This is a genomic window from Thiolinea disciformis DSM 14473 (assembly GCF_000371925.1).
In the GTDB taxonomy this organism is placed as follows: domain Bacteria; phylum Pseudomonadota; class Gammaproteobacteria; order Thiotrichales; family Thiotrichaceae; genus Thiolinea; species Thiolinea disciformis.
On record NZ_AQVE01000023.1, the window covers coordinates 21790 to 45363 of the forward strand.

Sequence of the window (23574 nt, forward strand, 5' to 3'; positions counted from 1 at the left end):
AGCCCAAGTATTCGCTTGGGCTTGTCGGTTGGGTTCTTTATAGATTATGACGGGCGATACGTTCACGCAACGTATTGCGATTTTTTCGCAAGCAGGCGGCGGCGGTGGTTTGATTGCCTCTAGCCTGTTGTAAGGCAGCACGTAAGATACCGCGTTCTGCGCTAGCAATCAGTTTGCTCCATGCGATTTCGGTGTTTTGCTGAAGCAAGTCTTGGGTGAGTTGGAAAGCCGTTTGTTCAAGCTGCTCAAGTGGGTTCATGGTTTTGCTCCTTGGGCGGCGCTAGGGGTTGGCGTGAAAGTACTTTTGTGGCGCTTGAGTCGGGATAAGCCCAAATCAAGGGTCATGGTGAGGGCTTCTACTTCATCGTACATGATGTCGAGCTGGCGTTGTTTGATGGTGACTTGCCCGTTGGCATCCGCTTTGGGGAGCTTTGGCGTGGGTTCTTCCAGATGCTTTAGACTTGCAAACGGCTTAAATAATTGCTGCAACTGTTTTTCAGCATTGACGAGGATTTTCTGAGTCTGGCGCTGAAGATCGACTAAAGCTTGGGCGGGGATGACTTCGATAGGTTCATTGTAGGTGGTGCTTTGTGGTGCTTGATGGGGGCGAATCACGGTGACAATGGTGATGGTGTTGTTGGCAAACACGGGCAAAGTCGGTGTCATCGGTGCGACGGGTGCAGGCAAAGCTTGTGGTTTTTGTTTTTCGTTCCAGTATTTCCACAACACTTCATCGCATTCGGTTTGGTATTGAATGATCTTGGGGCGCAGTTCATTGGGTACTTTGTTGGCTTGGATAGTCATGGGCCATGCAGGGAGTTTGCGCAAGGGCATACAAATCGCCTCGCGTTGTAGACCATCTTTGGCAACTATTGAGATTTTCTCAATAGTCCAGCGAGCCTTATTATGGTTGAGTTTGGAGTATTGACCAGCCCAATCTAGGCGTAACGCTTCGACGATTTCTTTGGCGGTTATGTAGGGTTCATGATTGTGTTCAATGAGTGAAATGGGTGTGCCGTGAAAATCGGCTTGGATGATGTTTTGCATGATAGCTGCTCTCAATCTAAGTTAGCTACCCACTTAATCTTTCCACAGATTGGAGTGGGAACTGTGCGGGGTGGAAATATCGGGATCAAGAGCAAACCGACCAGCCTTGCGGCTGCCCGCACAGTCCCACATAGAGGACTTTTTTTATGCGCAATTATATTGTAGGCATAAAAAAACCGCTAACGCGGCTGATGCGCTTTTGATCACGACGGGTTTCCACGCCCGACACTCGTTTTTTTCGAGTGCAGGTTGAAAGTATAACTTTTGTGCTTGGGTGTCAAGGTGTATATTTTGGGTTGTTCAAGCTCAAACGAAGATATATTTATGCGCTATTGGATTGTTATCATAATGGTGGTAAAACTATTTATGGCACAGCCAGTGATTTAAATTTGGAGGTCTAATTATTTTTATTGCAAGATGTGTGAGCCATTAGACTATCATCATAAAATAGTTAATCAGTGGAGGCCAAAGTTGGTTGATGTATTTAAAGCCAAACAAGACTTGTTAAAAGAAGAACTGCTCGCAATGGGTTTTAGTTAATTCATGCACTTCTATCACCTGCTTTTTTTCGCGGGGTGATAGGTGCGTGTAGCGTTTTAGGGTTTTCCAGTCTTCATGTAGTGTATATTCTGCTACCTCGTGGATATGCAGACCTTTGACGACAAATTTTTCACTAGCTCCCCAGTGACGGTAGTCATGAAACTTTAAGTCATTAATGCCAAGCAGTTTACAGGCATTGGTGAAGTACGCACTGAGCGTCTTTGCGTTGTAAGGGAAGATGAACTCACCTGTGCTTTTTTGGCGTTTCATGATTGTCCACGCTTCTTCACCGTAGTTAAAGGTTCGGTTATTTCCTATTTTGTGCTTAGGATGCTTTGCATCGCGCACGATGCCCGTTTTAAATTCCCCGTCGTTATCTTGCCACTTTATCCGTGTTATTTCTGATAAGCGCCTTGTTGAATACATGGCGAACAACAGAATATCTAGCATCGGAACATCTGATTTTATGCTTTGCCTACGCTTGAAATACTCTAGGAGTTTTTTATGTTCTTCTGGCGTTGGTAATCGTTCACGCTCTTCGCTTCTGGCTATTTTCCCCACGCTCTTTAGGTGTTTTTTGGCCGAGCGCAATTCATCCATGTCGGCTTTTGCGTTCAGCTCAACGCGGGCAAAATCAAGTAAAACTCCTATCCAGATTAGGTCATTGCCTGCAGTTTGTGGCTTGACGGTTTTTAAGCGACTGTTGATATGTTGCGTATAGTCTTGGCTGGTAAGCGAGTTGATCGGTTTGTCGGCTATCGGGTAGCTTTTTAGTTTTTGTAGGTCGAATAACTTGGTTCTTCCAAGGGTTCTTAATGGGTCATCCATGTATAGGTCAGTCAAATCGGACAGTGTATAGTTCGCTTGCAAGATGGGAATGCCGTTTATTTCAAGTTCAGCTTCGCGTTTCCTTGCCCATAGCTCTGCCATTGCTTTGTTCTGGGCGCTTGAACTTTTGCTAAAGGTTTTGGTTTCTTGGTAGACCACTTCCCTATTCTCGTAGATTCGGATGGTGGCGGTGCTGGCAATAATGCCGTTTTGTTTTTGGCGGAATCGCAGCGTAGTTGCCATGATTTTATTCCTTGGGTGTGGTCGCAACATTTTTTATGGATTGTTGCGACATTTTACCGATAAAAGCAAGAAATAATCGTTTAATTTCACTTAAAGATAATGTAATTAGTTAAATTAGTTATTCTTGAAGGTAAATTTATTTTTTATAAGTTATTGATTATATTATGAAAAGATCGTTTTGTGTTGCGCCCATGTTAGATTGGACAGATCGACATTGCCGCTACTTCCATCGTTTGCTTAGCCAGCATGCAGTATTATACACCGAAATGGTCACCACAGGTGCTTTGTTGCAGGGTGATGCTCAGCGTCATCTCCAATTTAATCCTGCCGAACACCCAGTGGCACTCCAACTAGGTGGTAGTGAGCCTCAAGAGATGGCGACTTGTGCACAAATGGCTGAGGATTTTGGCTATGACGAGGTCAATATTAATGTAGGTTGCCCCAGCGAACGTGTGCAGCGTGGGGCGTTTGGTGCTTGCTTGATGGCTGAGCCACAATTAATTGCGGATTGTGTTGCGGCTATGCAGGCTAAAGTCGCTATTCCTATTACAGTAAAAAATCGTATTGGGATTGACGACCAAGAAGATTATGCCGGTTTACATCATTTTGTAAGTACTGTGGCCGCAGCAGGTTGTAAAACCTTTATTATTCATGCTCGCAAAGCATGGCTCAAAGGCTTAAGTCCCAAAGAAAATCGCGAGATTCCACCGTTGCGTTATGAGTTGGTGTATCAACTCAAGCGTGAATTGCCTCAGCTAGAAATCATTATTAATGGCGGCATCACGAGCTTGGATGCTTGCCAAACGCATTTACAATGGGTTGATGGCGTGATGGTGGGGCGCGAGGCCTATCATAATCCATGGTTCTTAGCGCAAGTAGATGAGCGGATATATGGAAAAGACACTGGTCTTAAAAGTCAGCGATCAGTGCTAGAGGATTATTTAGATTATGTTAGCGTGCAACTTGCTCAAGGTACGCCCTTGGGGCATATGAGTCGCCATATCCTTGGTTTGTTTCAAGGTTTGCCCGGAGCGCGACGCTGGCGGCAATATATCAGCGAAAATGCGCATAAGCCCAAAGCGGGCATCGAAGTGCTACAGCACGCGGCAAGCTTAGTGGTTTTATAAACAAGACGAGCGGCTTAAAAATTTTGCACAAGAGAGTTGACTCAATACCAGCAGATCAGTATTATTTGCGCCTCGACACTATTCCCCAATAGCTCAGTCGGTAGAGCAAGTGACTGTTAATCACTGGGTCGGAGGTTCAAGTCCTTCTTGGGGAGCCAAATTCAAAAGGTTGTAGCTTGAAAACTGCAACCTTTTTTGTTTATAGCGATTTAAAAATCGGCTTGGCTACTGAATCATTCACTTAAAATAAAACGCCTAATCTAATTCTTATTTTCAAGCCAAGCGATTTTCTGATTGTTTCTAGTTCTGCAGCCAAGGCAGTTTAAGTAAAGCCTTACCATGATTGCGCATAAGCCTTATGCTTCAGGGTTTTCAGTATCATGTGGTGTTTGTGTTTCTAGAGTACGTACCGCATAGCGACGCTCTTCATCACTAATTTTTCCCACCTCTTCGCCCGCTAAATTATAACGCTGAGACCCATCCAAAACAGCTTGTAGATATTTTCCATGGCGGCAGTGCATCCGTAGTAGGCGTTGTACTACGCGTTTAGAGGCAGGTGGAAATTCCTGCTCCATAATCGCCAAAATAGCTTCTTCCACACCCAAAGCTAGTGGCTGGTAATTCGCCCATACGGGATAGGTGGCAAAGAGTTTATCGTTTAATTGATGAGCAAGTACTTTAGACGGTGGCGGCTCAGTATTCGCCTCAGTTTTTGGTTTGTTATTACGAGGTTTTGCGGCTGTTTTTTTGCGCGTATCTGCACGCTCATTTTTAGGGCTGGGTGATTTAGCAGCAGGGCTGACGGGTAATTCTTCGCGGCGAATAATGCGCTTACTTAATAAGCGATTGGCTCGGGAGCTTGTTTCGCTGCTGGTGGATTCAGTAGGAGTTTGCACTACTGGGCGTTTGAGAGTCAGCGTTTTTCGCGGCGTTTCAGTCATAATAGTTTGTTCGTTTGATAAGGTGTAATGTAGACTTACTCATCATGAGGAGTTGTCAACCAGTTTAATCCGACTAGGCTAGGTTTAGCTAGGTATTTGCCTGATTAAAAACCTTAAGTATAGACAAAAAGCTCAAAGGGCGGGGAATTTGGGCTTGTATTTGGCGGAGAGAGAGGGATTCGAACCCTCGATAGGGGATTAGCCTATACACACTTTCCAGGCGTGCTCCTTAAACCACTCGGACACCTCTCCGGTAAGAGGCCGCATCCTACCCTAGCTAAGGCGGCTTGTAAACTCTTCTGTTTTAAGAGTTTACCGTATATCACCTGTTATCGGTATTTGATCGACAAGACTTGAGCGGTCTTGTAGCATTCTTGCTTAAGGCGGGTTAACACAACAATAATGATAAAATGGCGCTCACAACATTCAAGGCTGCTCTTATTTGGTGGAAAAGTAATCTATATGCAGGATTGCCGCCTATTCTGCGTGGCTTATTCCAAACTCACTTGCCACGTTTAGCCTTCAGTCTTGGCGAACAACAATTAGCTGTGCATTGGCTAAAAGATGGCAAGCAGCAAGTGGTAGGCAACTTTAGGCTGGATAAGCATTTTAATTTTCAAACAATCAGCAAGAAATACACCCGCCGTCCGCATCATCTGGAATTAATGTTGAGTGATAAACAAGCTTTACTGCTACAGCATACTTTTCCGGAAGCGGTTTTAGACAATTTAAAACAAGTCGTGTCTTATCAAATTGATCGTTTGACACCGTTTCAAACCGATGCGGTTTATTTTAATGCTCAAGTAGCGCAGCATGATAAGGCACGCAAAGAGCTTAAAGCTGACATTTATTTAGCGCCTACAGTGGTGGTGGATAAATTAGTGCAGCAGCTGGCTAGCCTTGGCATTCCCACTATTCAGCGTATTTCTGCCAAACAAGGTGCCATTACCCTTAGCAAAGTGCAAGATATTGCGTTAGACAAGCAGTTAGGTTGGTCAAAATGGCCGCTCTACATTTTTGGTGTGGCGTTAATAGCCTCCTTGTTGTTTCCGCTCCTGTATAAGCAACGGCGTTTGGAGCAAATTGATGCAGCGCTTGCTACTGTCAAAAGCGCCTCGGCTCAGCAATTAGACGTACGCGATAAATTAATGGCGGCGGATGAGGCGTTACGGTTTTTGCAAGAGCGGCGCAAGGCAGCACCTTTAATGTTAGAGGTTGTGGAGCGACTGTCAGCCGTATTGCCTAGTGATACTTGGTTGGAACGTATGGAAGTGAATGGAACGACTGTTCAAATTCGTGGCGAATCCAGCGCAGCACTAAGTCTGATTGATACCTTAGAAGCTTCACCAAGTTTTGCAAAGGTGAGTTTCAAGTCACCGGTAACGCGCAATGCCGCGAATGGCAAGGACAAGTTTCATATTGAGGCGCAGGTCGAGCCGGTAATAACGCCATGAGCGATTTAAGTGTTTCTAAAAGTTTTCATCCGCTCTTGGCTTGGCTATTGCTTGGTTTAATCTTGTCCGCAGTTTTAATGTATGGTGTTGTGCCGACTTTGCTGAAATCGCAGCAATATTCAGACGATATTGAACAAGGTTACCTGCGTTTAGTAAAGCTACGTCAAGCGGCCTTAGATGCGCCGAAGTTTGCCAACGAATATGAGCGCGTGGCGCAGCAGGGTTTGGATAAATTGTTTTATCCTGAAGGTATGACCAGTGCACAAGTGGGTAAGGAGCTACAAAATCAATTAACCGCTGTGGTCGCCAAGCATCAAGGTTTGATGCTGAGCTCCGAAGTTTTAGAGCCAGAAAAAAATCAAGCTGAAGCCACTGCCACGCTCTACCAGCAGGTGAGTGTACAGGCCAGTTTTCAAGGCTCCATGGTTTTATTGCGTGATGTTTTACATGCCTGTGCTCAAGCACGTCCTTTAATGTTTGTTGATGCACTGGAAGTGCGTCCAGTGTCTGAACCAGAAACCCAACAAATTAAGGCCACTGTGAAAGTGTCGACCTATTGGCGTGGGGGCGCGGCATTGTGAAGTCCTTATTTAAACCCCCTATTCAAAATCTCTTATGGTTAGCAAGCTTAGGCTGTTTAAGTTTCGCCGCTTGGAATTTATGGCAATTACGTCAGTTGAGTGAGCAACAGACCCAAGCAGCGAGTGTAGCGATCCAATTACCTGATGCAGCCGCGTTACAAGTGCCGGAGCTGTCAACGTATACACGTTTAGTCGAAGCCCCTTTATTTTGGGAATCACGTGCCCCTAAGTCCGATACGCCAGCAGTGGCCGTTGTTGCCGAACCCGTTGCTCCTCCTGCTGAATTACCCAAAGGGCGATTGGTAGGCATTGTGAATAATGGCAAAAAACATTATGGCTTGGTGCGGGGCGAAGAGAAAAATCTTTCCCTTTATCAAGGGGATCAGTGGGATGGTTGGACAGTTGAATCTATTGCAAAAGATCGCTTGGTATTGGTAGCTGGGGCACAAAAACAAGAAGTTCGTTTATTAGCAGAGTTTTCTGCCCCTAAAGAAAATCAACAATTAGCTAAGGCCAAGCAACAAGCTAAACAGCTTTTGCCACCGGTAAATGCAGGCGGGCAAGCGGCTTTAGCTCAAGCACAGGCAGCCTTACCTAAGCTTCCACAGGAGGCGCTTAATCAAGTCGTGAAGTCTTTACCAGCCGAAATTGCCGCCAATGTGCTATTACCGATACTACAGCCAGCTTCTCCTGCTCAGCCAGATAGTGGAACAACGGGTAGCGAAGCTATTGCTAAGTCGCCACCCGATACGTCAAAGCCGCTTGAATTAGCTCCTGATGCGGCTGTGAGTTTGCATCAGGCCTTGGAGGCTAGGCAAAAATTAATGGCCGAACGTTGGGGAAGTGCAGCCAATCAATAAGATCGTATACAAGGGCTTAAGCCGATAGGCTGTTGGTTTTGCGCTGGTTTCTGAAAGCTGAAATAATCGAATGATAAGAATAATAAATGGGGTTTGCTTGTGTTGAATAGAATCGCAGTCGTGCTACTAGCGAGCCTATCGGTCGCGATGGCTGCCTGCACTTCCACAAAGGATGGTCCAGGGTTTCGCAGAAATGTGAATAGTAAGTCATTTCAGCGCAGTGCAGCTATCAAGCAATTAGATAAAGAGCGTTCTGGCTTTAATCTGCCGTTTGTTCAGATGCCTAAAACCAATTATGCCGCTACACAGCCTTTCGTTGAAGAACCGGCTGTGACAGTCACCAAGACAGCACCTAATCAAACCACTGATATGGAGCTGATTTTGGGAAATCAGCAATATTATCGTAATGATGTGGAGCGCTCTAAAAGTTTCTCAGGAAAAGTCTCTAAACAAAGTGGAGAAGGTATTGCTTTAAACTTTGAGCGAGCGAGTGTGCGTGAAGTTGTTGGCGTGGTGTTAGGGGATATTCTGAAGCAAACGTATATTGTTGAGCCGGGAGTGGAAGGTGAGGTCACCATTAATTCTAGTGCCCCGATTCCGCGAGATGCTTTAATTCCAACCTTAGAGTCCTTGCTACAAACCCAAGGCGCTGTCTTATATAAAGACGATAATGGTAGTTTCCGAGTAGCTGCGCGCGCTAATTTAAAAGGCCGTAGTTTTGTACCTAATGCTGGCAAAATTAAAGCAGGGTATAGCTTGCAAATTATTCCTCTGCGTTATATTCCAGCGCCCGAAATGCAGAAAATTCTGGAGCCACTGGCTAATCCCGATGCGTTTGTACGTGTCGATCCCAACCGTAATTTGTTGGTGTTAGCAGGTAGTAGCGCCGAGCTAGAAAGTCTTAATGCCACGATTCGAACCTTTGATGTCGATGTATTACAAGGCATGTCGGTCGGGATTTACCGCATTAAGAATGTAGAAGCGCAGGTGGTAGCTAAAAATCTGGATGCGTTATTTGGACAGGGCGGGAATAGTCCAATGGCAGGCATGGTGAAAATTGTGCCTATCGAGCATATGAATAGCTTGATGATGATTTCGGCTAGTGCAGATTATTTGCGTGAGATGAAGGCTTGGGTGGATCGCTTTGATCAAACCGGTCCAGTAGCGGGACAACAGTTATATGTTTATAGCGTCCAAAACGGCAATGCAGAACATTTGGCGGATATGCTCAACCAAATTTTCTCCGGCAAAGCGGGCTCGAAAAAATCGGGTACGCCTAGTAGTTTAGCGCCCGGATTAACACCGGTGACCGTGGGCGGTGATGGTAAGCCTAGTACGGAGGCGGCGATCAATAATCTCTTAGGTGGTGGCTTAAGTAGTGAGGGAGTATCGATTAATGCCGATGCGGATGTCAAAATCGTCGCAGATAAAACGAATAATTCTTTGATGATTTTGTCCAGTGAGGCGATGTATCGTCAGATTTTAGAAGCCTTGAAACGCATTGATATCATGCCCATGCAGGTGCAAGTTGAAGCATCAATTTTGGAAGTCACTTTGTCTAAGGGAATGGAAAATGGTGTGCAATGGTATTTGCAAAATAATTTAGATACCAATGGCTTAGGTGTAGGCGCTTTGTCCACCAGTTCCAATGGTTTTTCCTTTAGCTTATCGGGTGGTGCGGTTAGCCTGAAAACCTTTGTGAATTCGTTAGCACGCGAATCGAAAGTTAAGGTGATTTCCTCACCTTCGATTTTGGTCTTGGATAATCAGACCGCTGAGATTCGTGTTGGTGATCAGCAACCTATTTTTACAGGTGAGTTAAGTGCTGGAGCAGGTGATACTTTAACGACCTCAAAAACGATTCAATATAAGGATACAGGGGTATCTTTGACCGTCACCCCGCATGTCAATTCAAATGGCATGGTGAAAATGGATATTCAACAGGATATTACGGATGTAGGCGAAGAGGACTCCGTGACCAAAAATCGTAGTTTCTTACAGCGTAAAATCAAAAGTAATATCGCGGTGCAAAGTGGTGAAACGATTGTCTTGGGTGGTTTGATTCGTGAGAATCAAAGTGACAGTGAAACCGGTATTCCCGTCTTAAAGAACCTTCCTTTAGTCGGGGGGGCTTTTAATGTGACTTCCAAAGGGAATAAGCGTACCGAGCTATTAGTCTTGATTACACCCACGGCAATTAAAGACCAACAAGCCTTAGCCAAAAATAGTGCTGACATGCGTGACCGTATGAAACGTCTGATGGATGACGATAGCTTTGTACGCCAGTTGCAAGGGATGTATGTTAAGTAAGTCCCTAGCTTTGCTGGGGTGTATGGCACTCTTGCTAAGTGCCTGTGATTCGCATGAACTGACAGTCAAACGACTGGCACAACAACGCTGGGAGGCATTGATTGCAGGGAGGTTGGAGGAGGCTTATCGTTTTTATACCGATGCTTTTCAGTCCACTACCACGCTGGATCAGTTTAAAAAGACAGTACGCGGCGTCGGTTTTTGGCAGCAAGCAGAAATACAAAAAGTCCAGTGTGAATCTAAGGTGCAACGTTGTATAGCTGAGGTAAAAGTGACCGTGGTGCTGAAAATGCGTGGTATTACTGAGCCCATCAAGACCAGCGATATGCTACAGGAAGTCTGGGTGAAGCAAGCGTGGCTTTCGGACTGGCGGTATATAAAAGATTAATAAAATCTATTAAAATCGTATTTTAAGTTAAGCCTAATTAGGCTATAGCGCGCCTAAGCGCAAGCTGATTAAAAATACTCCAAATAAAATATAATAATAATCGGAGGCACGAGCCGTGTTTAAAAAACATAAATTAGCGCTTGGGATAGCTGCCAGTCTTTTAGGTGGTGTCGTGGTGTACACCAGCGTACAAGCGGTGCATGTTAATCCCGATGGCACGGGACAGGTTTTAATTTTCCCCTATTACAATGCTCACCCCGGTTATATCACGAATGTGAATTTGGTGAATTCGACCAACCAAACTAAAGCTGTGCGTATTCGTTTTCGTGATAGCGCGGAAAATAGTGACGTCAGCAATTTTAACTTGTATTTGTCACCCCAAGATGTATGGACAGGTAGTGTACGCATTGCCAAAAATAAGAGTGGGGTCGATGTGGTTTCCGTGAATACCCGTGATCGTACTTGCGCTATGCCGGCTCTGGCTTCCTGCAAAACGGGTGAATGTGAAGTAAATATTCCTTTTAATAGTCTAGATGTAAAAGCGGCTGATCTTGAGGAAGGCTTCATTGAAGTGATTGAAATGGGTGTTGTGAATGACAGCACTGTGGTGGCGGGTGTTAAACATGTCAATGGTATTCCAAAAGACTGTACGGTTATTGAAAAGGCATGGACAGATAAGCGTTTTACGGCAGGAGCAGGGGACAAAGCGCTGGGATTAACAGCGCCTAGTGGTGGTTTATTTGGTTCTTCTGCTATTCTCAATATTGCTGGCGGTGGGGCGATTGCAATTGACCCAGTGGCGATTGAAAACTACAGCACCGTAGCGCAACATTATAAACCTACCGATATAAACACCTTCTTATTACCTTCGTTAGCTTCTGGGAATGTCACTACTAGTAATATCCTTGTCAAGAACGCCGATGGTAATACTGATCTAGTCGAAACCGAATGGAAAGCCACGGAAGATGCTTGTTTAAAAGCTATTGCAGCACCTTGCGGTACAAATCCTTATCCGATGGCGCATGTCTTATTGGGTGCGCACCTGATGAATGAGTATTTTGCTGACCCTACGGGGGGCTATGACGGTCACACCGATTGGGTCATCACTTTCCCCATGCGCCAGTATGATATTTTCAACGGCTCAAACGATGTCTTGGCCACGATCGCTGGTGTGTATGACCGCGAAGAAAACCAGCAAACGACGGCACGTAATGCAGGCTTTGGCTTTGTCGCTAATACCACTGCTAAGGAGCAAGGTTTGCTAGCGCGTGGCGTGAATGTCATTAGTTTTACCAGTACTGACGGTAGCTATGACAAAACCTATACGGTATTAGGTAGTGCTGCTACACAAGAATTATCGGTCGGTGCATTTGTGAATGGCTGGGCAAATCTATCTTTCCCTGCCTATACCTTAGGCGCTGGTATTTCCAAGGTGACAGCTTATGGCAAATCTGCAGGCAGTTATGATGCTAGTAGTGTGATTTATCAGGGTGTTCCGGTCTTAGGTTTTGCGGCTATCCAAGGTAAGGTAGGCGCGGGTAATGCGGCGAATTTCGCTGATGCGATTCCGCATCGTGTAGGTCATCTCGTACCGAGTAAATAAGCGGTTATAGCCACTAACCGAAATACAGGCTTCGGTTAGTGGAGGGCTATGTTGATTATCCTGCGTCGTTCGAGCGTATGCTTTGGTTGATTAGTGATGGGAGGCGTGACTGAGGTTCAATCCTATGAACACACATGCTCTGTATAGTAGTTTGGGTTTAGCATGGCAATTATTGCGCCGTGACTTACACGAGCGTCATGCGGGAATGCTGTTGGGTACATGGTGGTGGTTGGTTCAACCTTTAATCTTATTGGGCTTATACACTTGGGTGTTTGGTGCAGTGTTACAACTGCGTTTTGCGCCTCATGATGTCAGCAATAATTTTAGCTATGCACATTATTTGTTTGCGGGTCTTGTAGTGTTTAATGCATTCAGCGAAGTCTTAACCCGCGCACCCACTTGTATCAGTGATCGGCGTGATTTATTACTCAATACCCCTTTGCCACTTTGGATTTTACCTTTATTGCCGGTGGCTAGTTCCATAGTTTTGGAGTGGCTGGGCTTAGCCGTTCTCGTGGGGGTGTTGCTAATCAGTGGCCACGCCTCATGGTCATTGATTTGGCTATATTGGCCATTGCTGTTGGTACGCCTTGTATTGTCCTTAGCGGCTTCTTATAGCTTAGCCTGTTTAGGGGTGTTCTTGCGGGATTTGCGTCAAATCATGCCCGCCTTTCTCACTGTTTTATTATTCATCACTCCCATTTTGTATCCACTACATAGCGTCCCTGCGGACTATCGTGCGTGGTATGACTGGAATGCCTTAGGTCATTTGGTTCAAGCCTATCGTTCTATGCTATTCGAAGCCAATTTAAAGGCAGCACTCTTGATGAGCTTGCTATTTTTAGCAAGTGTCTTACTCGGATTTGCCGCTTTACTGTTTCAAATTCTTGCACCGCGCGTGCGATTTGCTTTATGAGTGTGGCGATTAATCTACAGCAGGTAAATCTGCAATTTCGCCACTATGCAAAGCCAACAGAGGTGCTATTGGAATGGCTATTACGCAAGCCACGCCACCAAGTTTTTCATGTGCTGCAAGATATTAACCTGAGCTTAGAGCAGGGTGGATCGTTGGGGGTGGTCGGGGATAATGGCGCAGGCAAAAGCACTTTTCTAAGGGTGCTGGCTGGCAATCTGCCTATTAGCTCAGGTATTTGTGAGATTAAAGGTAAACGCTCAGCCTTATTAGAGCTAGGCAGTGGTTTACAACCTGAAGCAACAGGTATCGAGAATATTCGTTTAGGCTTAGCTTTGCGGGGTTTAACCGCTAAACAGGTGGAAATTTATTTACCTCAAGTAGAGTCTTTTGCAGAGCTAGGTGATTTTATCCATCGGCCGCTTAAGCAATATTCAAGTGGCATGATGGTGCGCTTAGGTTTTGCGATTGCTACCGTAATAGAGCCAGATATATTAATTATTGATGAAGCCTTATCGGTGGGTGATCAATATTTTCAAAAAAAATCGTTGGATCGTATGCAGGCGATTCTACATAAAGGTGCAAGCCTAGTTTTCTGCTCACATAATCTTTATCAAGTTCGTGAACTCTGTCAGCAAGCGATTTGGCTGGAAAAAGGTCGTATTCGTATGCACGGTTGCGCGCAGCAAGTCGTGGATGCTTATCAAGATGCAGTCCGTGCACGTCAAGCTCATATAAAGCCTAGTTTTCAGGTCACGCACCAAGGTCAACCTAGCTTGTTGGACGTAATTTTACTGGATGGCAAGGTATTTACTACGCAGCAGCGCTTCAGCGTGCAAGTGACTTTCGACCGTGCGGGTTATGAGGCACAAAACGTTCATGTTGGGGTGGTCATTCGGCGCAATGATGATATTCAGTGTTATGGCATTAGCACCTTACACGATAAAGTTGAGTTGGATAGTAGTAGTCAAATTAGCCAAGTGCGTTTTGTGTTAGATCAGCTTCCCCTGTTGTCGGGGGAGTATTGTTTGGAGGTCTGGTTGATTGATGAAACGGGTTTGCATGTATTTGATGCGCGCGAGCGCTGCTGCCATTTTCGGGTGCAACAACAGGATCAAACGCAAGGAATAGGTTTGAGTTGGATGGCGCATCGCTGGGAAGTGGAGGCTGTGACATGAGTTTAGCTGAACGTCGTTTTTCATGGCGCTATCATCTTGCCTTTCCTATTCAAGCTCAGTTGCCGCTAGGACTGGCTTATCGTTGTGCCGACTGGCAATCCCGTTGGTTAGTAAAACGGCGAGCTGACGAAAGTGCACAGATTAAGGCGCAAATGCAGCAAGTGTTTCCTGACGCTAGTGAAGCCACATTACAGATTTGGTTGGCTGATTATTTTTGTATGGTGGAACAAGAGGCTTTAGATACATGGTTTCTGAGTAAAAGAGCCTTGCCACAGCTTTCGCAATTAAGCGGCTTTGAAAAAGTAGTAGCAGCGCGCCAAACGGGGCGAAAAGTGATTTTAACCGGTGGGCATTATGGACGGTTTTGGCTCGCAGGGCCTGCCATGCGCCGTGCTGGATTTTCAGTGGGGACGGTCACCCGTGATCGTTTAGATGCAAATTTACAACACTTACCCTTGGGTGAGTTCAACTACCGGCGTTGGAAATTGCAACGTTTGCAGCAAGCACTCGGTGGACCGTTTTTGGTTGAGGGTGACAATTTAAAACAACTTTATAATGGTTTAAATAACAATCTATTAACGCTGATTTTTGATGTTCCTTATGCTGAAAGTCATGCAGGATGCGTGACAGTTCCTTTTCTAAAAGGTAGTATACAAGTACCTGCTGGAATTTATCGAATTGCAAAAAAGACACAGGCAGTGGTTGCGCCATTTTATATGCGTGATCGGGGTAATGGGACTGTGGTAGCAGAGTTTGCCGAGCTACTAGAACCAGAAAATTATAATGATGAGGGCTTTATGAGTCTGCTGGCTCACCAGTTAGAAGCGCATATTCTTGCGCGGCCAGGGCATTGGTGGCTTTGGGCAGCTCTACCTCTTCTACGGAGACAATAAAATTATTATGACACCCACCGTAGTGGCTAATCCTCCAAAATCCTTTAAGGATTTAGACCCAAATCATTCTCACTATCAAATCGTGCAACGTATTCCACGTTATGCGCAGGTCTTAGAATTAGGCTGCGGTGATGGCACGATGAGCCGCCTGATGAAAGAACAATGCCAAGCCAAAGTGTTTGGTGTCGAAAAAGATGCTGAATTAGCAGACCAAGCCAAGCGTTATTGCGATTATGTATTTACCGAAGATTTAGACGATCCCCATAGTTTGGATGCCTTGCAATTCGAAAAATTTGATGTCATTACGCTCGTTGATGTATTAGAGCATTTAAAGCATCCCCAGTCCTTATTAGAACGCCTTAAGCCATTTTTAATGGATGAAAGTGTGATCTTATTATCAGTGCCGAATGTGGCGCATGTATCAGTGCGTTTGGAATTATTGACGGGCGATTTCCGTTACGAAGATGCCGGTATACTGGATAGCACACATCTGAAGTTTTTTACCTTAAAAACCTTGAAGTCACTGGTTGAGCGTAGTGGCTTTAGCCTAAATGAAGTGGATTATACGTGGCATGATATTCCCGATACGGTGATCTCGCGCTACTTACGCCAAGTTGGTGTGGATGCCACACCCCGTATATTAGATTACTTCCACAAACCCGATGCCGTCGCGTATCAATTTATTTTGTCCTTGGGTTTGCCATTGCCACAGTCAAAGTCTAAACACTCCGATGAGAACCGCTATAATCTAAAACCGATGGCAGCTTCTTGGGATACTTGGGGGAAGGTCTTTAGTAATTTGCAGCAAAAACAACAGATTATTAATGGTTTGCAATTACAAATGCAGGAGCAGCAACGTCAATTGGAACGTGCGCAACATGATTTAAAGTCTCATCAAGAGGAACTGGGTCGTGTTTATGCCACACGTAGTTGGCGTTTATTACGTAGCTTGGCGGGGTTATGGCGTGGTGAGTTTGTTCAGGATCGCTTAACCACCCATTGCTAGACTAAGGCAATCAGGCTCTTTGCTGCACTAACAACAATAAATAACAACAGGGGCGCAGTACAGCGATGTGCGCATCAGTACCCGAGATTAGTATCATTCTTCCCGCCTACAATCATGCCCCATGGGTGCTTGAGGCACTGGAATCAGTACGTAATCAAACGTTTCAAGCTTGGGAGCTTATCGTCATTGACGATGCTTCCAGTGATGCAACGTGGACTATTATTCAAGCATGGCAACAAAAGCACGCTGATCAACGCGTACAACTACATCGCCATGATGTGAATCAAGGTGCGCCTGCTAGCCTTAATCAAGGTTTGCAACTCGCATGTGGTCAATACTTAACAATTTTAAACTCTGACGATGCTTGGCACTCCGAACGCCTAGCATCACTTTTTCAAGTGGCTGAGCAAGAGCAACTCGATTTTCTAAGCACTGCCATCGAACTTTGGGATGCCCATTCCCAACCCGAGCAAACCGAAAGCCATTGGCTGAACTGGTATGCGCAGCTCAAACAGCTAAATCTCAGTAGTAATGATGCATTAGCTTGCTTATTAGCAGGCAATTATTTAATTACTACTTCGAATTTTTTCCTGCATCGACGTGTCTATGAGCGCTTGGGTGGTTTCGCCAATTTGCGTTACATGCACGACTATGATTATGCCTTGCGTTTAGTTCGAGCCGGTTTTAATTGGCGTATGCTCTGGGATAAGCCATTGCTCCATTATCGCTTGCACGCTAGTAATACTATTCGTGAAAAGCCTTTGGCGGCCATTGAAGAGAATATGCAATTGTTGCTGGATCAGTTGTCCCTAGCGCCAGCTTTAAACCTTGCACAACTCACCCATTTGCAAAGCCAATTACGTAATTTGTATCGCTATACTCGTGAAGAATGGCTAAGCGAAATTCATAACTGGTTGGTAGCGAAAGAGTCTGAGCTATTTCCCCTTATCCAAGATCGTGATGCATGGATTGCGGATCGGGATGAATTAATTGCACAGCAGCAAATCTGGATTACTGACCGTGAAGTTTGGATTGCTGAGCGCGATGCTTTAATTAAAGAACAGCAAACGTGGGTCAGTGATCGTGATGCGTGGATCGCCGAACGTGATCAATTAATCAGCCAATTGCGTGCTGAGCAAGTCAAGGTTTATGCCAGTCGCTCTTACCGTCTGGGTGAGACTTTATTAAAGCCTTGGCGTTGGTTACGGGAGCAGCTAGTGCAACATCCGGTGCGCCATGCCTGATAAATTAATTGCCCACAACTTTGCGCAAGTACGTGACTTATTACAAGCACGTTTAGAGCGTGGGCAATTACAAACAGTATCCTTAGATATTTTTGACACGCTCTTGGCGCGTATTGATACTCCTGAGCAAGTGCAATATGCGGTATGTCGTGAGGTGGCGAAGTCCTTGGCTAGACCGATCGAGCAGGTGTGGCAATTACGTCAGCAAACTGAGCAAGCATTACGCCAAAAAGCCTTACGTGATTGGTTGGATCCCGAGTGCCGTTTCGGGGAGTGGGTCAGTGCGTGGGTGGAGGCTTTGGTCGGTCACGCGGATTTAGCATTGCAACGTTTTATCATCACCACCGAATTAGAATTGGAGCAACTCGCCCTTTATATTAAACCCGATGTATTAGCTTTCTTGCATTGGCTTGCGCAGCAAGGGCTGCGTGTGTTGGCGATTTCTGATATGTATTTGGAACGTGCCCATTTGTTGGAAATCTTGCGTCGTAAAGGCTTGCTGTCTTATTTCGAGCAGGTGCATGTTTCTTCAGAGCAGTGTCTAGGGAAATATTCAGGGCGATTATTTGCGAGCATTCGCGATGAATTAAATATCAGTCCTAGCACTTGGGTTCATATTGGTGATAATCCTATTTCAGATCGACGAGCAGCTTGTGAACAAGGTATTCAAGGCATTTGGTTATTAGAGAAAGCGGCCTTACGTCAGCGTGAAACACAAGTTCTAATGGCCAACATGGCAAAACGTGGCAGCACATGGAAAGGTCAACATTTTTTTTCTGTACTAGAACAGCGCTTACGCGCCCTAGAGCCAGCGAGTGATGATTTTTATTATCGCTATGGACGCGATGTTTTAGGCGCGGCATTCAGCACTTTTATGCTCGGTTTACAAGAACGCCTAACGCGTAAACCAGTGGATAAAATTTTCTTTGTGGCACGTGATGGTTATTTGTTCCAACAAATGTACCAAGCCTTACCTCAAAAACTACCCGAAAGCTATTTATACCTCTCGCGCAAAGTTATTACGGCGGCTTCAACTGCAGATGGCTTGACCCACGAACAAGCTAAAGTCGCTTTTTATAATCCAAAACAACAGGGTTTGCGTTCTATTTGCAAAATCTACGGTGTGCCAGAGGACAGTTTACGTTATTTGGCAGCGTGCCATGGTTTTCGCGAGATGGCTCAACCCATTCACGATTGGAATGATAAGCGCCTATTAGATTTTTTAGCAGATGCAAATGTACAAGCCCTAATTCGCCCGTTAGGTATTGAGCACCGCCGTTTATTAGAAGCTTATTTAGAACAGTCTGGTTTTTTTGAACATAAGCATATTGCGCTAGTCGATATTGGCTGGAATGGCACGGTACAAAAATTTCTTAAACAGGCATTTGGCCATCGTGCTGATTTTCCAATCATTAATGCCTATTACTTTGCATTCGTACCTAAGCTTTATCATGATTTTGGGGCGCAAAATTATTGTGAAGGCATTATTCATGATTCACGGCGTGATAATGCCTGTGAGCGTATTCCTTCTGAATTTGAAGAGATTTTTGAGCAAGGTGCGCGTGCCTTAGAAGCGACAACGATTGCTTATCGTGAGCAAGCTGGGGTGGTTGAGCCGGTGTTGAAATCGCCGACTGCGCCGGATCGTATGGCTGAAATTGCTTGTAATCACATGGTATCCAGTTTACAGCAGGGCATTCTCGCGCATTGGCGACATTTTCAAGCAGTACAGCGTCTAACTGGCTACCAAAGTGTTGAAATTTTGCCCTATGTCTATGGTTTGTTGGAGCGTGCCGTGGTGTATCCAACCCGCGAAGAAAGTCGTTTATTGTCGCAATTGGTGCACACTGAGGATTTCGGACACGATCATATATTAAGCATTGGCCGCGATAAACTCTCATGGCAAGACCTATTAAAGCCAAGGCAGCTCTGGCATCGCTTTAAAGTGTCAGCATGGCGTTATGCATGGCTGGCAGGTTTTCCCACGAATATGACTAATTTCGTGCTGCGTATGGCGTATTTACGGGCGGTGAAAAAATAATATGAGCCGTGCTAAGCCATCCATATCATCCGTTCATTTGCAAATCACTCCGTGGCGCTTATTCATTTATGCCCAAGCATTCCGTTTTTCATCGGGTCATGGGAAATGTTTTAGTCCAGGCGTTAAAGCGCTGATGATTTGGTATGCCCAGCGTTTTAAGCAAGTGCTGTTAAATCGTAAGCTTGCGCGCCAATGGCGCATGTATTTTGAGCGTCATTAAGCATGGCTCAGGTGCAGATTCTATTATCAACATGGAATGGCGCACCTTGGTTAGATGAGTTGCTTGAGTCTTTGTTGCAACAGACGAAAAGTAGCTGGGAGTTATTAATTCGTGATGATGCTTCAACGGATGAGTCCATCAAACATTTGATGGCTTGGCAAAAACGCTATCCGCATAAAGTGAAATTATTAGAGGCTGGATCACGGCTCGGGTGTGCGGCGAGTTTTAGCCGTTTGGTTGAGTTAAGTACAGCGCCTTATCTGATGTTCTGTGACCAAGATGATGTGTGGTTTGCGGAGAAAGTGGAACTCAGTTTAGCGCGTTTGCAGGCTTTGGAAGTTAAGCAGGGCAGTACCACACCCTTATTGGTTCATTCAGATCTCACAGTGCTCAATGAGGATAAAAGCTTAATTGCGCCATCGTTTTGGGCGTTGCGCGATTTTGATGTACATCAGGCCAAAAAAGATTATTTGGTGAGTAATGTCGTTTCCGGCTGTGCTTGCATGTTTAATCGTACCGCTGCCAACCTAGCGTTCCCGCTACCTCAAGGCGCTATATTGCATGATCGTTGGCTGGCCTTGGTTTGTGCATGGTTTGGGAAGATAGTAGCGCTAGATCGGCCTTTAATAGGCTATCGCCAACATAGTGGGAATGTTGTGGGGGCTCGTGTGCGCGTGGGTCGACTCGAGATAGCCGAACGCATTAATTCGTGGAGTCGCCAAGCCGAGTCATTTTTGGAGTGCTTCGGGAAACAGTTAAGCCGCGCCGATTATCATCAGATTCAGGCGCTAGCGAATTTGCAATATGAATGTGCTTGGCAACGCCGCCGCCACATTCTGAAGTATCGTTTTTTTAAATCAGGAATTGCAGCAAATCTAGCACTCATGCTATTTGCTTAATCAAACCAAGCGGGGCTATAACAATGTTAATAAGTCGCCCAGATGTGGCAGTCATTGTCATGACGCGCAATGCAGGGGCATTGTGGACACAATGCTTGAATGGAATTCGTCATCAAACCGTTTATGCTGGACGTTATTTGGTCATGGATTCTGGCTCAAGCGACGGCACAGTCGAGCAGGCTGTCGAGGCGGGTTTTGAGGTTTATCGTGTCGATCCGGAGTGTTTTAATCATGGTGGAACGCGTCAGCGTGCGGCACAACTGTGTGCAGAATCACGCTTTTTGGTTTATTTAACCCAAGATGCCCTTTTAGAGCAACGCGACTCGCTGCAACAGTTATTGAGTCATTTTGAGGATGATCAGGTAGCACTCGCTTATGGGCGTCATGTGGCGCATGAAACAGCAAGCCCGATTGAGAAACACGCGCGTTTATTTACTTATCCTGAGCAAAGTGCCATTCGTGCTCACGCTGATTTTCAAACTTTAGGTTTTCGGGCAGCATTTTCCTCAGATGTTTATGCTGCTTATCGCGCTAGTGTGTTGCATCGGATCGGCGGTTTTCCACAGCACGCGATTGTTAGCGAAGATAGTTATGTGGCAGCGCGGCTCTTATTAGCAGGTTGGAAAACGGTTTATTCAGCCACCAGCCAAGTACGCCATTCACACCATTATTCCTTAGTGCATTTGTTGCGCCGCTATTTTGATGTGGGGGTATTTCATGCGAATGAAACGGCTTTACTGGCGAAAGTGGGCAAACCAGATCAGGAAGCATGGGTGTATGTACGTTCACTGATTCAGTATTTGAATAAAAGCCACAAACATTTATTACCGCTGGCGGCTTTACAAACTTTAATCAAACTGATTGGTTTTAAACTGGGTAAGCACTATCAACGCTTGCCAGAGTCATGGGTTAAGCGCATTAGTTTACAAAAGGCTTATTGGCTACAAAGGCCCTTGTCGCCCAGCGAAACATGGCGTGCAGCAACGGGTGTAAGCCAATAATTAAATCAAAGGGATAGAGGTAAGTTTTAGCCATCTCTGAAGAGATAGGCTTATTGACTCTTCCATATTAGATTATTAGTATGTACTCATACTGCTTTTGGAAACTAAGCTACACTCCTCCATCCTCCTTTGGTGGTAATTGCGCGGCTCACTTGGGTCGCGTTTTTTTTTGCAGAATGCAAGACAAAAGCTTGTTTCTAGTAGGCGCTTCTCGTAGAATGCGCGGTCTATTTTTTTCAGATAATTACACACACTCTCTTGGAGTCTGGAATGAAAACATTCAGTGCAAAGCCGGCTGAGGTCAAACGCGACTGGTTTGTCGTTGATGCCGAAGGTAAGGCATTGGGCCGCCTGGCAACCGAAGTAGCCCGGCGTTTGCGTGGAAAACACAAACCGGAATACACGCCCCATGTCGATACTGGCGATTATATTATCGTCATTAATGCCGACAAGATTGCCGTAAGTGGCAACAAAGCCAAAGACAAGATTTATTACAAACACACTGGCTATATCGGTAACATGAAAGCGTTCTCCTTTGAGAAAATGCAAGAACGTGCGCCGGGTCGTGTTCTAGAAATCGCTGTAAAAGGTATGCTGCCTAAGAACCCATTAGGTCGTGCGATGTATCGTAAACTCAAAGTTTATGCCGGTGCAGAGCATAATCATCAAGCACAACAGCCCTTAACGCTGGATATTAAGGGTAAGGAGTAATTTATGGCAGATACCCAATATTACGGCACCGGTCGTCGTAAATCTTCTTCAGCTCGTGTTTTTATGCGTGCTGGCAAAGGGGCTATTACTGTTAATAGTCTACCCATTGAAAAGTTCTTTAGTCGCGAAACCGCGCGTATGGTTGTGCGTCAACCTTTAGAAAACGTTAATATGGTTGATCGTTTTGACCTCGACGTGACGGTGACAGGCGGCGGTACTACTGGACAAGCAGGTGCCATTCGTTTAGGTATTGCTCGTGCTTTATTGCAATACGATGAAGTCATGCGTGGTTCACTGAAAAAAGCTGGTTTCTTAACGCGTGATGCGCGTAAAGTTGAACGGAAGAAAGTCGGCTTGCATAAAGCTCGTCGTGCTACTCAGTTCTCTAAGCGTTAAACCTTTCTACGTTTTATCAGAAGCCACAAGGTTGTACTTTGTGGCTTTTTTTTTGCATTTGGACTATGAGTCATCTACCACAGATCACAATGGGGAGAGTTGCGATGAATAACAGACGTGCTTTAGTAGCCGTACTCGCAAGTATCATGACGCCAGCGAGTGCACTGGCTGAGACCACTTGGTTTGGAACGCTGGATGTCTCGTATGGCCAAGTCAAAGCGAATGGTAATAAGGATTCACAAGTACGTGGTACGGGTTCACGGGTGGGTGTGCGCGGTTTTCAAGCGCTTGACCCCAAACTGGATGTCACTTATATGATTGAAGGTTTCGTCAGTGTCGAAGATAACAATACCCGCAAAAATACCCGTCAAGCTTGGACAGGCTTACGCGGTGATTGGGGCGAGTTGCGTGCAGGCCGTCAACTGGGGGCGACTCAAGTGTCTTCAGAGTGGGTAGAGTTATTTGCTGACCAGTATGGTGATTATAATACCATTCTAGAAAGTGAAGTTTTTCATAAGGAGAGTATCGCTTATATTAATAAATCTGGCGCTTTTGGTTATGCCTTTGAAGTATCTAGCGATGATGATCTAAGCCCTAAGCATCATCAAGTCACCGCCACGGATTTTATGATTAATTATCAGCAAGGTGATATTTACGCGGCGGCAGGAACGGTGCGTGCCAAAGATAATTTTCGCACGAATCGTTTTACCTTTAGTTATAAAAAACCGAGCGGTTATCAAGTGGGTACGGTGTTGGAGCGCCACAAGCCCGATGCAGGCGAGGGCTATAAGGCACAGATCCTCAATGGAGCCTATAAGTCGGGTCAACTGACCTTCAAAGCCCAATACGGCACCAATAAAGCGGAGGCGGGCGGTAAAAAAGAAACCCTGATGGCAACGGGTGTGGATTATGCTTTGGATAAAAAAACGCGTATTACTTTAGAATATAGCGTTAATCAGAACCGTGAGCATCGGGAGGGTGATAAAGTCCGTACCACGGCCATTGGTTTAGTACACAGTTTCTAAGCGCTCAAAATAGCTTTAAGCTAGCTGGCTAGCGATTGTTGGCATTACTTTGCCAAGCTTTCGAATCTATGGTTTTTTTCATTGCTGCATCGCGGTAAACTCAACTTCCTTTTGACAGCTTGATG

The 23574-nt window shown here is 45.4% G+C and carries 23 protein-coding genes and 2 tRNA genes; 20 read left to right on the forward strand and 5 right to left on the reverse strand.

The window, feature by feature from the left end; translation table 11 throughout:
• Positions 1 to 37: 37 nt before the first annotated feature.
• The 3 genes from A3IE_RS20915 to A3IE_RS0115225 form a co-directional block, all read right to left on the reverse strand.
• On the reverse strand, positions 38 to 259 hold the full coding sequence (locus A3IE_RS20915; protein ID WP_020396486.1) for a helix-turn-helix domain-containing protein: 222 nt from the start codon (positions 257 to 259) through the stop codon (positions 38 to 40).
• Positions 256 to 1047, reverse strand: coding sequence for a phage antirepressor N-terminal domain-containing protein (locus tag A3IE_RS22215; protein WP_020396487.1), 792 nt, complete (start codon positions 1045 to 1047; stop codon positions 256 to 258). The genes A3IE_RS20915 and A3IE_RS22215 overlap by 4 nt, the downstream gene beginning before the upstream one ends.
• Before the next feature lie 504 nt (positions 1048 to 1551).
• Complete coding sequence (locus A3IE_RS0115225; RefSeq protein ID WP_020396488.1) at positions 1552 to 2658, reverse strand: tyrosine-type recombinase/integrase; 1107 nt, start codon at positions 2656 to 2658, stop codon at positions 1552 to 1554.
• 164 nt (positions 2659 to 2822) lie between these two features.
• Between A3IE_RS0115225 and dusA the strand changes: the two genes are divergently transcribed.
• On the forward strand, positions 2823 to 3785 hold the full coding sequence (gene dusA / locus A3IE_RS0115230; RefSeq protein WP_026154973.1) for a tRNA dihydrouridine(20/20a) synthase DusA: 963 nt from the start codon (positions 2823 to 2825) through the stop codon (positions 3783 to 3785).
• Between the two features lie 82 nt (positions 3786 to 3867).
• Positions 3868 to 3943, forward strand: a tRNA-Asn gene (locus A3IE_RS0115235).
• Between the two features lie 198 nt (positions 3944 to 4141).
• Here the strand turns inward: A3IE_RS0115235 and A3IE_RS0115240 are convergent.
• Together A3IE_RS0115240 and A3IE_RS0115245 are read right to left on the reverse strand one after the other, a co-directional pair.
• Positions 4142 to 4726, reverse strand: coding sequence for a ProQ/FINO family protein (locus A3IE_RS0115240; protein ID WP_020396490.1), 585 nt, complete (start codon positions 4724 to 4726; stop codon positions 4142 to 4144).
• A 161-nt stretch (positions 4727 to 4887) separates the two neighbouring features.
• Positions 4888 to 4978, reverse strand: a tRNA-Ser gene (locus A3IE_RS0115245).
• 158 nt (positions 4979 to 5136) lie between these two features.
• On the opposite strand from A3IE_RS0115245, the gene A3IE_RS0115250 reads away from it, so the two are divergent.
• From A3IE_RS0115250 to A3IE_RS0115335, 18 genes are all read left to right on the forward strand, one after another.
• Complete coding sequence (locus tag A3IE_RS0115250; protein WP_020396491.1) at positions 5137 to 6180, forward strand: PilN domain-containing protein; 1044 nt, start codon at positions 5137 to 5139, stop codon at positions 6178 to 6180.
• Positions 6177 to 6761, forward strand: coding sequence for a type II secretion system protein GspM (gspM, locus tag A3IE_RS0115255; RefSeq protein ID WP_020396492.1), 585 nt, complete (start codon positions 6177 to 6179; stop codon positions 6759 to 6761). Before A3IE_RS0115250 ends, gspM begins: the two co-directional genes overlap by 4 nt.
• Positions 6758 to 7621 (forward strand): hypothetical protein, encoded by an 864-nt coding sequence (locus A3IE_RS0115260; protein WP_020396493.1) that lies wholly within the window; start codon positions 6758 to 6760, stop codon positions 7619 to 7621. The genes gspM and A3IE_RS0115260 overlap by 4 nt, the downstream gene beginning before the upstream one ends.
• 99 nt (positions 7622 to 7720) lie before the next feature.
• Positions 7721 to 9931 (forward strand): type II secretion system secretin GspD, encoded by a 2211-nt coding sequence (gene gspD / locus A3IE_RS0115265; protein ID WP_245539204.1) that lies wholly within the window; start codon positions 7721 to 7723, stop codon positions 9929 to 9931.
• Positions 9921 to 10319 (forward strand): hypothetical protein, encoded by a 399-nt coding sequence (locus A3IE_RS0115270; RefSeq protein WP_020396495.1) that lies wholly within the window; start codon positions 9921 to 9923, stop codon positions 10317 to 10319. The genes gspD and A3IE_RS0115270 overlap by 11 nt, the downstream gene beginning before the upstream one ends.
• 115 nt (positions 10320 to 10434) lie before the next feature.
• Positions 10435 to 11922, forward strand: a complete 1488-nt coding sequence (locus A3IE_RS0115275; protein ID WP_020396496.1) for a hypothetical protein — start codon at positions 10435 to 10437, stop codon at positions 11920 to 11922.
• A 124-nt stretch (positions 11923 to 12046) separates the two neighbouring features.
• Positions 12047 to 12838, forward strand: coding sequence for an ABC transporter permease (locus A3IE_RS0115280; protein WP_020396497.1), 792 nt, complete (start codon positions 12047 to 12049; stop codon positions 12836 to 12838).
• Entirely contained in the window at positions 12835 to 14013 is a 1179-nt protein-coding gene (locus tag A3IE_RS0115285; protein WP_020396498.1) for an ABC transporter ATP-binding protein, read from the forward strand. Before A3IE_RS0115280 ends, A3IE_RS0115285 begins: the two co-directional genes overlap by 4 nt.
• Positions 14010 to 14906: an LpxL/LpxP family acyltransferase gene (locus tag A3IE_RS0115290; RefSeq protein ID WP_020396499.1), complete on the forward strand. Its 897-nt coding sequence runs from the start codon at positions 14010 to 14012 to the stop codon at positions 14904 to 14906. The genes A3IE_RS0115285 and A3IE_RS0115290 overlap by 4 nt, the downstream gene beginning before the upstream one ends.
• A 7-nt stretch (positions 14907 to 14913) precedes the next feature.
• Positions 14914 to 15912 carry a class I SAM-dependent methyltransferase gene (locus A3IE_RS0115295; protein ID WP_020396500.1) on the forward strand — a complete coding sequence of 333 codons (999 nt, stop codon included), beginning with the start codon at positions 14914 to 14916 and terminating at the stop codon, positions 15910 to 15912.
• 65 nt (positions 15913 to 15977) lie between these two features.
• A complete protein-coding gene (locus tag A3IE_RS22220; protein ID WP_020396501.1) occupies positions 15978 to 17156 on the forward strand; it encodes a glycosyltransferase family 2 protein in 1179 nt (392 codons plus the stop codon).
• Positions 17149 to 19197 carry an HAD family hydrolase gene (locus tag A3IE_RS0115305; RefSeq protein WP_020396502.1) on the forward strand — a complete coding sequence of 683 codons (2049 nt, stop codon included), beginning with the start codon at positions 17149 to 17151 and terminating at the stop codon, positions 19195 to 19197. The genes A3IE_RS22220 and A3IE_RS0115305 overlap by 8 nt, the downstream gene beginning before the upstream one ends.
• 1 nt (position 19198) lies before the next feature.
• Positions 19199 to 19417, forward strand: coding sequence for a hypothetical protein (locus A3IE_RS0115310; RefSeq protein WP_020396503.1), 219 nt, complete (start codon positions 19199 to 19201; stop codon positions 19415 to 19417).
• Positions 19418 to 19419: 2 nt separating this feature from the next.
• Entirely contained in the window at positions 19420 to 20316 is an 897-nt protein-coding gene (locus tag A3IE_RS0115315) for a glycosyltransferase family 2 protein (RefSeq protein WP_020396504.1), read from the forward strand.
• Positions 20317 to 20339: 23 nt separating this feature from the next.
• Positions 20340 to 21317 (forward strand): glycosyltransferase family 2 protein, encoded by a 978-nt coding sequence (locus tag A3IE_RS0115320; RefSeq protein WP_020396505.1) that lies wholly within the window; start codon positions 20340 to 20342, stop codon positions 21315 to 21317.
• 270 nt (positions 21318 to 21587) lie between these two features.
• Positions 21588 to 22028: a 50S ribosomal protein L13 gene (gene rplM, locus A3IE_RS0115325; RefSeq protein ID WP_020396506.1), complete on the forward strand. Its 441-nt coding sequence runs from the start codon at positions 21588 to 21590 to the stop codon at positions 22026 to 22028.
• Positions 22029 to 22031: 3 nt separating this feature from the next.
• Positions 22032 to 22424 carry a 30S ribosomal protein S9 gene (gene rpsI, locus A3IE_RS0115330; RefSeq protein ID WP_020396507.1) on the forward strand — a complete coding sequence of 131 codons (393 nt, stop codon included), beginning with the start codon at positions 22032 to 22034 and terminating at the stop codon, positions 22422 to 22424.
• Positions 22425 to 22528: 104 nt separating this feature from the next.
• Positions 22529 to 23449 carry a porin gene (locus A3IE_RS0115335; RefSeq protein WP_020396508.1) on the forward strand — a complete coding sequence of 307 codons (921 nt, stop codon included), beginning with the start codon at positions 22529 to 22531 and terminating at the stop codon, positions 23447 to 23449.
• The last annotated feature ends 125 nt before the right edge of the window (positions 23450 to 23574 follow it).

Excerpts from the sequence above, each read along its gene's own strand:
- A3IE_RS20915 (WP_020396486.1), bottom strand. The coding sequence starts at position 259 with ATGAACCCACTTGAGCAGCTTGAACAAACGGCTTTCCAACTCACCCAA.
- A3IE_RS22215 (WP_020396487.1), bottom strand. The coding sequence starts at position 1,047 with ATGCAAAACATCATCCAAGCCGATTTTCACGGCACACCCATTTCACTC.
- A3IE_RS0115225 (WP_020396488.1), bottom strand. The coding sequence starts at position 2,658 with ATGGCAACTACGCTGCGATTCCGCCAAAAACAAAACGGCATTATTGCC.
- dusA (WP_026154973.1), top strand. The coding sequence starts at position 2,823 with ATGAAAAGATCGTTTTGTGTTGCGCCCATGTTAGATTGGACAGATCGA.
- A3IE_RS0115240 (WP_020396490.1), bottom strand. The coding sequence starts at position 4,726 with ATGACTGAAACGCCGCGAAAAACGCTGACTCTCAAACGCCCAGTAGTG.
- A3IE_RS0115250 (WP_020396491.1), top strand. The coding sequence starts at position 5,137 with ATGGCGCTCACAACATTCAAGGCTGCTCTTATTTGGTGGAAAAGTAAT.
- gspM (WP_020396492.1), top strand. The coding sequence starts at position 6,177 with ATGAGCGATTTAAGTGTTTCTAAAAGTTTTCATCCGCTCTTGGCTTGG.
- A3IE_RS0115270 (WP_020396495.1), top strand. The coding sequence starts at position 9,921 with ATGTTAAGTAAGTCCCTAGCTTTGCTGGGGTGTATGGCACTCTTGCTA.
- A3IE_RS0115280 (WP_020396497.1), top strand. The coding sequence starts at position 12,047 with ATGAACACACATGCTCTGTATAGTAGTTTGGGTTTAGCATGGCAATTA.
- A3IE_RS0115285 (WP_020396498.1), top strand. The coding sequence starts at position 12,835 with ATGAGTGTGGCGATTAATCTACAGCAGGTAAATCTGCAATTTCGCCAC.
- A3IE_RS0115290 (WP_020396499.1), top strand. The coding sequence starts at position 14,010 with ATGAGTTTAGCTGAACGTCGTTTTTCATGGCGCTATCATCTTGCCTTT.
- A3IE_RS0115295 (WP_020396500.1), top strand. The coding sequence starts at position 14,914 with ATGACACCCACCGTAGTGGCTAATCCTCCAAAATCCTTTAAGGATTTA.
- A3IE_RS22220 (WP_020396501.1), top strand. The coding sequence starts at position 15,978 with ATGTGCGCATCAGTACCCGAGATTAGTATCATTCTTCCCGCCTACAAT.
- A3IE_RS0115305 (WP_020396502.1), top strand. The coding sequence starts at position 17,149 with ATGCCTGATAAATTAATTGCCCACAACTTTGCGCAAGTACGTGACTTA.
- A3IE_RS0115310 (WP_020396503.1), top strand. The coding sequence starts at position 19,199 with ATGAGCCGTGCTAAGCCATCCATATCATCCGTTCATTTGCAAATCACT.
- A3IE_RS0115315 (WP_020396504.1), top strand. The coding sequence starts at position 19,420 with ATGGCTCAGGTGCAGATTCTATTATCAACATGGAATGGCGCACCTTGG.
- A3IE_RS0115320 (WP_020396505.1), top strand. The coding sequence starts at position 20,340 with ATGTTAATAAGTCGCCCAGATGTGGCAGTCATTGTCATGACGCGCAAT.
- rplM (WP_020396506.1), top strand. The coding sequence starts at position 21,588 with ATGAAAACATTCAGTGCAAAGCCGGCTGAGGTCAAACGCGACTGGTTT.
- rpsI (WP_020396507.1), top strand. The coding sequence starts at position 22,032 with ATGGCAGATACCCAATATTACGGCACCGGTCGTCGTAAATCTTCTTCA.
- A3IE_RS0115335 (WP_020396508.1), top strand. The coding sequence starts at position 22,529 with ATGAATAACAGACGTGCTTTAGTAGCCGTACTCGCAAGTATCATGACG.